Source organism: Methylobacterium sp. WL103 (genome assembly GCF_008039885.1).
In the GTDB taxonomy this organism is placed as follows: Bacteria; Pseudomonadota; Alphaproteobacteria; order Rhizobiales; family Beijerinckiaceae; genus Methylobacterium; species Methylobacterium cerastii.
Window position 1 is genome coordinate 1 of sequence record NZ_VRUX01000194.1, and the last position, 7,128, is coordinate 7,128.

Genomic DNA, 7,128 nt, shown 5'->3' on the forward strand with positions numbered 1-7,128 from the left:
GGCAAGCCCCTTCGTAAGCCCCCCCGGCAAGCCCCTTCGCAAGCCTCTTGGTCAACCGGCGTCCGTGACGGTGGCTTCCTCGTAGGCCTGCAGCCAGGCGGTGCGTTCCTCCGAGCCCTCGGCGTAGGGGCAGTCGTCGATCGGCTTGCCGTAGAGGCGGGCGTTGCGGCCCTGGATGAACGGGCTGTCGCTGGCGGTGGCCTGGGCGTTCGCTTCGGGTTTCATGCGATCTCCTGTCGAGTGTCCCTTCGTTAACGGCCTTGGGCCATCCTCGGCTCCGTCGTCGTTCGCGTTGTCGGAACCCGTCGCTTGCGTATCCTGCGTCTCCTCGCCGCCGGCGTCTCGGCCGGCGCCTCGATCCTCGTGATCGGGTTCGTCTGCGCCGACCGGCTGGCCCACACGGCGCCGAGCCCGGTCGCCCGCATCGTCCTGCCCGAACCCTCGGCGACCGGATCGATCCCGGTGCAGCCCAAACCCGTCGCGGCCGTGAAGCCCGCGCCGGCGAAGATCCCGAACGGGTTCGACACCGAGCGCCTGAACGCCCTGATGCGCGGCGACCCGATCCTGCCCTCGAAGCGCTGACGGCGCGGATGGCTGGCCTGCGCCGCCGGACGTGACGCCCGCCGCCGGCACAGGGTAAGGCTCCGGGGCAGGTCCGCAGCGGATGCCGGCGGACGCGATCGGGACGGACACCGTGGGCCTCGTCTACGCGCTCGGCGCCTATCTGAGCTGGGGCCTCGTCGTCCCGGTCCATTTCCGTCTGCTCTCGGGCTTCTCTCCGAGCCACATCCTGTCGGTTCGCATCCTGTGGTCGTGCCTGTTCGCGATCCTGCTGGTGCTGCTGTGGCGCAACCGGGTACGCACGCCCTTCCCGCTGCGGCCGCGGCACGCGCTGCTCTTCGCCTCGGCCGGGCTGATCGGCGTGAACTGGCTCCTCTACCTGCAAGCGGTGAACAGCGGCCACCTGCTCGATGCAAGCCTCGGCTACTACATCAACCCGCTGGTCAGCGTGGCGCTCGGCGCGCTCGTCCTGCGCGAGCGGCTGCGCCCGCTGCAACTGGTCGCCGTGGGCGTCGCCGCGGCCGGAGTCGGCATCGCCGTGGTGCTCGCCGGCACGCTGCCCCTGGTGGCGCTCGAACTCGCGATCAGCTTCGCCCTCTACGGGCTGGTGCGGAAGGTGGTGGGCGTCGACCCGGCGGTGGGGTTCCTGGCCGAGACCCTGATCCTGACGCCGGCGGCGCTCGCCTGGGCGCTGTCCTCGCCCGAGCCCGTGCTGCCGTCCGACCCGCGGGACTTCGCGCTGCTGGCGCTGACCGGGGTGACGACGGCGCTGCCGCTGATCTGGTTCGCGGCCGCCGCCGAGCGCCTGCGCCTCGCGACCCTCGGCCTGATGCAGTACATCGCGCCGACCTGCCTGCTGGCCTTGAGCGTCCTCGCCTACGGCGAGCACGTGGCACCGCACGCGATCCCGATGTTCGGGCTGATCTGGCTGGCGCTGGCGCTCTACGCCTTCGACCTGCTCCGCGCCGGGCGGGCGGCCCGGGAGCGCGCACCCGGCGAAACCGCCGCGCCGACCCCGCGCGCGATGCGTGTATAACGCGGCCGCGCCCGGCCTTTGCCACGGGAAGCCAGTCCGAGTGTTGCGATGCGTGATCCCGCCGAGCCCGCCACGGTCACCCAGGCCGACTACGAGAACCTCGCCGAGGCGCTGCCGCAGCTCGCCTGGATCGCCACCGCCACGGGCGACATCGTCTGGTATAACCGGCGCTGGTACGACTACACCGGCACGACCCTCGAGACGATGCGCGGCTGGGGCTGGCGTGCGGTCCACCATCCCGACCACGTCGAGGCGGTGACCGAACGCTTCCGCACCGCGATCACCGCGGGCGCGGCATGGGAGGACACCTTCCCCCTGCGCGGCCGGGACGGGAGCTTCCGCTGGTTCCTGTCGCAGGCGATGCCGCACCGGGACGCGGACGGCCGCATCCTGCGCTGGTACGGCACCAACACAGACATCACCCACAAGCAGGAGGCCGAGGACCGGCTGCTGCAATCCGAGGAGCGGTTCCGGGCGCTGGTCGACGCCTCCACCGCCGTCATCTGGAACACCGACGCCGCCGGCGCCCTGCTACCGCCGCAGCCGCGCTGGAGCGCCTATACCGGCCAGTCCGAAGAGGCGTTCCAGGGCTGGGGCTGGATCGACGCGGTCCACCCCGACGACCGGGCGCATGCCGCCGAGGTCTGGGCGGGCTGCATCGAGGCGCGCACGCCCTACGCCGTCGAGTATCGTCTGCGCCGGCACGACGGGCAGTGGCGCGACATGGAGGTGCGCGGCGTGCCGGTGCTGGCCGCCGACGGCGCGTTGCGCGAATGGGTCGGCTCCAACGCCGACGTCACCGAGCGGAAGGAAGCGGAGGCCGAGGTCGAGCGGGCGCGCCAGGCGGCGGAGGCCGCCAACCTCGCCAAGAGCCAGTTCATCGCCAACATGAGCCACGAGCTGCGCACCCCGCTCTCGGCGGTGATCGGCTACTCGGAGATGCTCGGCGAAGAGCTCGAGGATATCGGCCAGGCCGCCCTCCTGCCCGACCTGCGCAAGATCGAGGCGGCGGCCCGCCACCTGCTCTCGCTCATCAACGACGTGCTCGACATCTCGAAGATCGAGGCCGGGCGCATGACCGCCTCGGGCGAAACCTTCGCGGTCGCCGACCTGATCTCGGACGTCTCCGACGCCACCGGCTCGCTCGTCGAGAAGAAGGGCAACCGCTTCGTCCTCGATCTCGCCGACGACCTCGGCACGATGCACCAGGACCAGACCAAGATCCGCCAGTGCCTGCTCAACCTGATCGGCAACGCGGCGAAGTTCACCGAGGGCGGCACGATCACCCTCACGGTCGCACGCCATCGCGAGGCCGGAGCCGACTGGTTCGGATTCTCGGTGACCGACACCGGGATCGGGCTCACCGAGGAGCAGATCGGGCGCCTGTTCGAGCGCTTCGCCCAGGCCGACGAGTCGACCACGCGCCAGTTCGGCGGCACCGGCCTCGGGCTGGCCATCACACGCGCCTTCTGCCGCACCATGGGCGGCGACATCGGCGTGACCAGCGTGCCGGGGGAGGGCTCGACCTTCTCGCTGCGGCTGCCGGCGACGCTCGCGGTGGAGGACGAGGCGCAGGTCGCCGCCGAGCTCGCGATCCCCACCCCGGTGTCCACGCACGAGGAGCACGACGCGGTGCTGCTCGTGGACGACGACCCGGCGGCCCGCGAGCTGCTGCAGCGCTTCCTCGAACGCGAGGGCTTTCGCGTGCGTACCGCCAGCGACGGGCGCGCCGGGCTGACCCTGGCGCGGGCCCTGAAGCCGCGGGCGATCCTGCTCGACGTCGAGATGCCGCGCATGGACGGCTGGGCGGTGCTTCACGCCGTCCGCAACGATCCCGAGCTCGCCGGCATCCCCGTGATCATGACCTCGGTGGTGGCCGAGCAGGGCCTCGGCCAGGCGCTCGGCGCCACCGACTACTTCGTCAAGCCGATCGACTGGGATCGGCTGAAGGGCCTGATGGACCGCTACCGGCCGGAGGGCGTCGAGGCACGGGTCCTCGTCGTCGACGACGACGCCGACGCCCGCGAGCGCCTGCGCCGGACCCTGGTCCGCGACGGCTGGGGCGTCGACGAGGCCGAGAACGGCCGGGTGGCGTTGGAGCATTTCGAGGCGCAGCGCCCGAACCTGATCCTCCTCGACCTGATGATGCCGGAGATGGACGGGTTCGGGTTCCTCCGGGCGCTGCGGGCGCGGCCGGACGGCGACGTGCCGGTGGTGGTGCTCACCGCCAAGGAGATCACCGACGCCGAACGCCAGAGCCTCCAGGCCCAGGCCGACCGGGTGATCGAGAAGGGCTCCTTGAGCCTCGCCGAGATCGGGCGCCAGCTGCGCGTGCTCTACGCCCGCGAGGCCTCGGCGCCGGTGCCGCAGGGCATGCAGGGGCTGCTCGACGCGCTCGCCGCGCGGGAAGGGTAAAGGGCGCGCGACCATCGGCGCAGGTAGCCCGGCGGGAACCTTCCTCCGGTCCCGCCCCTTGCATTCCCGGCACGCGCTCCGGAAGGCGTGGCCGAGGAGCGCGCCATGAACGCCATCGTCGTCGTCGCCCTGATCTGCGCCTCGTCGGTCCAGGTCCAGGATTGCAGTCGGGAGAACGCCCTCGACGTGGTGACCGGCCCGGCCCACACCCTGCAGGAATGCCTGATCCAGGGCCCTGTGCTGGCTGCCAACGCCGGCCTCGGCAACGCCAAGGACAGCTATGTGAAGACGCGGTGCGAGCCGCGGCGCTAGGAGTCGGACGCAGATGAGCGACGCCGTCGATCCCGAACGGGCCGTGATGATCCGGCTGCGCGCCCGCCTCGCGGTGGTCGAGCGTGCGGCGTGGTTCGGGATGGTCCACGCGATGCGGATCCGGCCCGACGAGGTCGAGGCCTACATCGCGGGCGAGCGCGAAAAATGCGCCGCCGGGTTCGCCGGCCCGAAATGGGCGCGCGACCTCACCGACTCCGAGCGCGCCATGCTCGGCTCCGAGGTCGATGCCGGACTCGCCCAGCTGCTGCAGGACGCGCGCGACGAAGTTTGAGGCTCGCGCTCGCCCTGTCCGGCGTCTAGCCTCGGGTTCCGCCCGCGCCGAACCGGTCCCGCCAAGCCGGAGGGAGGCCGGGCGTCCCGATCCCGTCGAGGCCGGCGGCTGAGAACACGCCGATCGCGATCGCGCGGGCCAGCACCTGTGCCGCCATGTCGCCGAGCCGCGCGAGGTCGCCGATCGGGTCCGCGAGCGGCACCGCCCCCGTCGCGACCGCAAAGACGACATCGCCATCGAGCGGCGTGTGCACCGGGTGGATCGCCCGTGCGAGGCCGACCTGCGCCGCCACCGCGAGGCGTTTGCACTGCGCCTTGGTCAGCGCCGCATTTGTGGCGACCACCGCCAGCGTCGTCGCGGCGCCGGGAAGGGTGCGGACGGGGAAATCGAGGGCGCCCTCCGGCATCGCGGCGGGCCAGCCGAGGCCGCCGAACTCGGCCCCCCGCTCGAACGGCGCCGCCCAGAAATGCGGGCCGTCACCCACCGTCACCCGGCCGAAGGCGTTCACCGCAGCCAGCGCGCCGACCCGGAAGCCCGTGCCGGGGATGTCGGCCGAGGCCGAGCCGAGGCCGCCCTTCAGGTTGGCCGTGCGGGCGCCGGTGCCGGCCCCGACCGAGCCGAGCGCGACGTCCTCGGAGGCCGCTTGCGCCGCCAGGTAGCCGAGTTCGCGATAGGGCGGATAGCGCCCCCACGCCTTGTCGCCGCCGTTGAGGAGGTCGAACAGGATCGCGCCCGGCACGATCGGCACCCGCGAGACCGACCTTCTCGATCCCGAGCGCACCGTGGAGGGCGTCGACGCCGTTGTGCTGTCGGGAGAACGCCCTCGACGTGGTGACCGGACGTCCACGGACGCCGTGAACGGCCGGTCGAACATCAGCGCGGTGACGCCGCTGGCGATCCGTGCGTCCGCGGCGTGCCCGACCCGGATGCCGGCGATGTCGGTGATGGCGTTGCGCATGGGCCTGAGCATGCCACGAACGCGGCGGCGCCGCACGGCTTGAGCGGGGAGGCGGGCGGGTGCAGGATCGGCCTCATGCCGCAGGATTTCGTCATCCGCCCCGTCGCCCGCGCCGACCACGCGCAGTGGCTGCCGCTCTGGGAAGGCTACAACCTGTTCTACGAGCGCGTCGGCCCGGCGGCGATCCCGCCCGCGGTGACGCAGGCCAACTGGGACAGATTCTTCGACGCCGACGAGCCGATGCACGCCCTGGTCGCCGAGCGCGCCGGACGGCTGATCGGCCTGACGCACTACCTCTATCACCGCACCACCACGGCCATCGCGCCGTTCTGCTACCTGCAGGACCTGTTCACGACGGAGGAGGCGCGCGGAAGCGGGGTCGGACGTGCGTTGATCGAGGCCGTCTACGCGGACGCCCGCCGCGCCGGCTCGCCGCGGGTCTACTGGCAGACCCACGAGACCAACGCGACGGCGATGCGGCTCTACGATCAGGTCGGCGACCGGTCGGGCTTCTTGGTCTACCGCAAGCCGCTCTGACCCTGTGGCCGCGACCCCACGCCTGTGGATGCGCGGCGTCTCCGCCGCATCCAGGGATGCGCTCGCGTGTTAGTGGGGGCCTTCGGAATTTCCCGTGGCGAGCAACCGGAGCGGCGATGGCGTTCGGCATCGAGATGGGGCTCGGGCTCGACGGGCAGGGCATCGGCCAGCCGGCCCGCCTCGACCTGGAGGAACTCCTCGCCACCCGCCTGCTGGTCCAGGGTAATTCCGGCTCGGGCAAGTCGCACCTGCTGCGCCGCCTGCTGGAGCAGAGCGCCGGCCATGTGCAGCAGGTGGTGATCGACCCCGAGGGCGACTTCGTCACCCTCGCCGAGGCGCACGGCCACCTCGTCGTCGACGGAAGCCACGGCGAAGGCGACTTGCAGGCGATCGCAGCCCGCGTGCGCGCCCACCGCGTGTCGGTGGTGCTCGACCTCGAGAGCCTCGACATGGAGGCGCAGATGCGCGCGGCCGCCGCCTTCCTCGGCGGGCTGTTCGAGGCCGAGCGGGCGCATTGGTACCCCTGCCTCGTCGTCGTCGACGAGGCGCAGATCTTCGCGCCGGCGGCCGCCGGCGACGTCTCCGACGAGGCGCGCAAGATCGCGCTCGGCGCGATGACCAACCTGATGTGCCGCGGGCGCAAGCGGGGCTTGGCCGGCATCATCGCGACGCAGCGCCTGGCCAAGCTCGCCAAGAACGTCGCGGCCGAGGCCACCAACTTCCTGATGGGCCGCACCTTCCTCGACATCGACATGGCGCGCGCCGCCGACCTCCTCGGCCTCGACCGGCGCGGCGCCGAGCGCTTCCGCGACCTGGCGCGGGGCGAGTTCGTGGCGCTCGGGCCTGCCCTCAGCCGCCGGCCGCTCGCGCTTCGGATCGGACCGGTGACCACCTCGTCGCGGGCGGCCTCGCCGACCCTGATCCCGCTGCCCCAGGCGGCGGATGCGGACCTGCGCGCTCAGATCCTGGCGCCGGCCGAGGCCGGCTTCGCCTACCCGACGCGGGCCTCGCGCGCGC

9 protein-coding genes are annotated in these 7,128 nt (G+C 72.3%); 7 read left to right on the forward strand and 2 right to left on the reverse strand.

What is annotated here, in order from left to right; all coding sequences use genetic code 11:
- Positions 1-51: 51 nt before the first annotated feature.
- The gene (locus FV222_RS29610) at positions 52-225 is read right to left on the reverse strand and encodes an Rmf/CrpP family protein (protein ID WP_187273697.1); all 174 of its coding nucleotides are present in this window, start codon (positions 223-225) and stop codon (positions 52-54) included.
- An 84-nt stretch (positions 226-309) separates the two neighbouring features.
- On the opposite strand from FV222_RS29610, the gene FV222_RS13230 reads away from it, so the two are divergent.
- The 5 genes from FV222_RS13230 to FV222_RS13250 all read left to right on the forward strand — a co-directional run bounded on the left by FV222_RS13230 (position 310) and on the right by FV222_RS13250 (position 4,616).
- The gene (locus FV222_RS13230; protein WP_147752030.1) at positions 310-582 is read left to right on the forward strand and encodes a hypothetical protein; all 273 of its coding nucleotides are present in this window, start codon (positions 310-312) and stop codon (positions 580-582) included.
- 112 nt (positions 583-694) lie between these two features.
- Positions 695-1,597 (forward strand): EamA family transporter RarD, encoded by a 903-nt coding sequence (rarD, locus tag FV222_RS13235; RefSeq protein WP_147765132.1) that lies wholly within the window; start codon positions 695-697, stop codon positions 1,595-1,597.
- Between the two features lie 48 nt (positions 1,598-1,645).
- A complete protein-coding gene (locus tag FV222_RS13240) occupies positions 1,646-4,012 on the forward strand; it encodes a PAS domain-containing hybrid sensor histidine kinase/response regulator (protein WP_147814585.1) in 2,367 nt (788 codons plus the stop codon).
- A 105-nt stretch (positions 4,013-4,117) separates the two neighbouring features.
- Complete coding sequence (locus FV222_RS13245; RefSeq protein WP_147752028.1) at positions 4,118-4,324, forward strand: hypothetical protein; 207 nt, start codon at positions 4,118-4,120, stop codon at positions 4,322-4,324.
- Between the two features lie 13 nt (positions 4,325-4,337).
- Positions 4,338-4,616 (forward strand): hypothetical protein, encoded by a 279-nt coding sequence (locus tag FV222_RS13250; RefSeq protein WP_147814586.1) that lies wholly within the window; start codon positions 4,338-4,340, stop codon positions 4,614-4,616.
- A 25-nt stretch (positions 4,617-4,641) separates the two neighbouring features.
- On the opposite strand, the gene FV222_RS13255 is transcribed toward FV222_RS13250, so the two are convergent.
- Entirely contained in the window at positions 4,642-5,586 is a 945-nt protein-coding gene (locus FV222_RS13255) for a P1 family peptidase (RefSeq protein WP_147814587.1), read from the reverse strand.
- Between the two features lie 63 nt (positions 5,587-5,649).
- Between FV222_RS13255 and FV222_RS13260 the strand changes: the two genes are divergently transcribed.
- Together FV222_RS13260 and FV222_RS13265 are read left to right on the forward strand one after the other, a co-directional pair.
- The gene (locus FV222_RS13260; protein WP_147765129.1) at positions 5,650-6,111 is read left to right on the forward strand and encodes a GNAT family N-acetyltransferase; all 462 of its coding nucleotides are present in this window, start codon (positions 5,650-5,652) and stop codon (positions 6,109-6,111) included.
- Between the two features lie 116 nt (positions 6,112-6,227).
- Positions 6,228-7,128: ATP-binding protein (locus FV222_RS13265; protein WP_147814588.1), on the forward strand; the 901-nt coding region annotated here is incomplete at its 3' end.

What these genes read in the sequence shown, in the direction of transcription:
- FV222_RS29610 (WP_187273697.1), bottom strand. Translation starts at nt 225, where the DNA reads ATGAAACCCGAAGCGAACGCCCAGGCCACCGCCAGCGACAGCCCGTTC.
- FV222_RS13245 (WP_147752028.1), top strand. Translation starts at nt 4,118, where the DNA reads ATGAACGCCATCGTCGTCGTCGCCCTGATCTGCGCCTCGTCGGTCCAG.
- FV222_RS13250 (WP_147814586.1), top strand. Translation starts at nt 4,338, where the DNA reads ATGAGCGACGCCGTCGATCCCGAACGGGCCGTGATGATCCGGCTGCGC.
- FV222_RS13240 (WP_147814585.1), top strand. Translation starts at nt 1,646, where the DNA reads ATGCGTGATCCCGCCGAGCCCGCCACGGTCACCCAGGCCGACTACGAG.
- FV222_RS13260 (WP_147765129.1), top strand. Translation starts at nt 5,650, where the DNA reads ATGCCGCAGGATTTCGTCATCCGCCCCGTCGCCCGCGCCGACCACGCG.
- FV222_RS13255 (WP_147814587.1), bottom strand. Translation starts at nt 5,586, where the DNA reads ATGCTCAGGCCCATGCGCAACGCCATCACCGACATCGCCGGCATCCGG.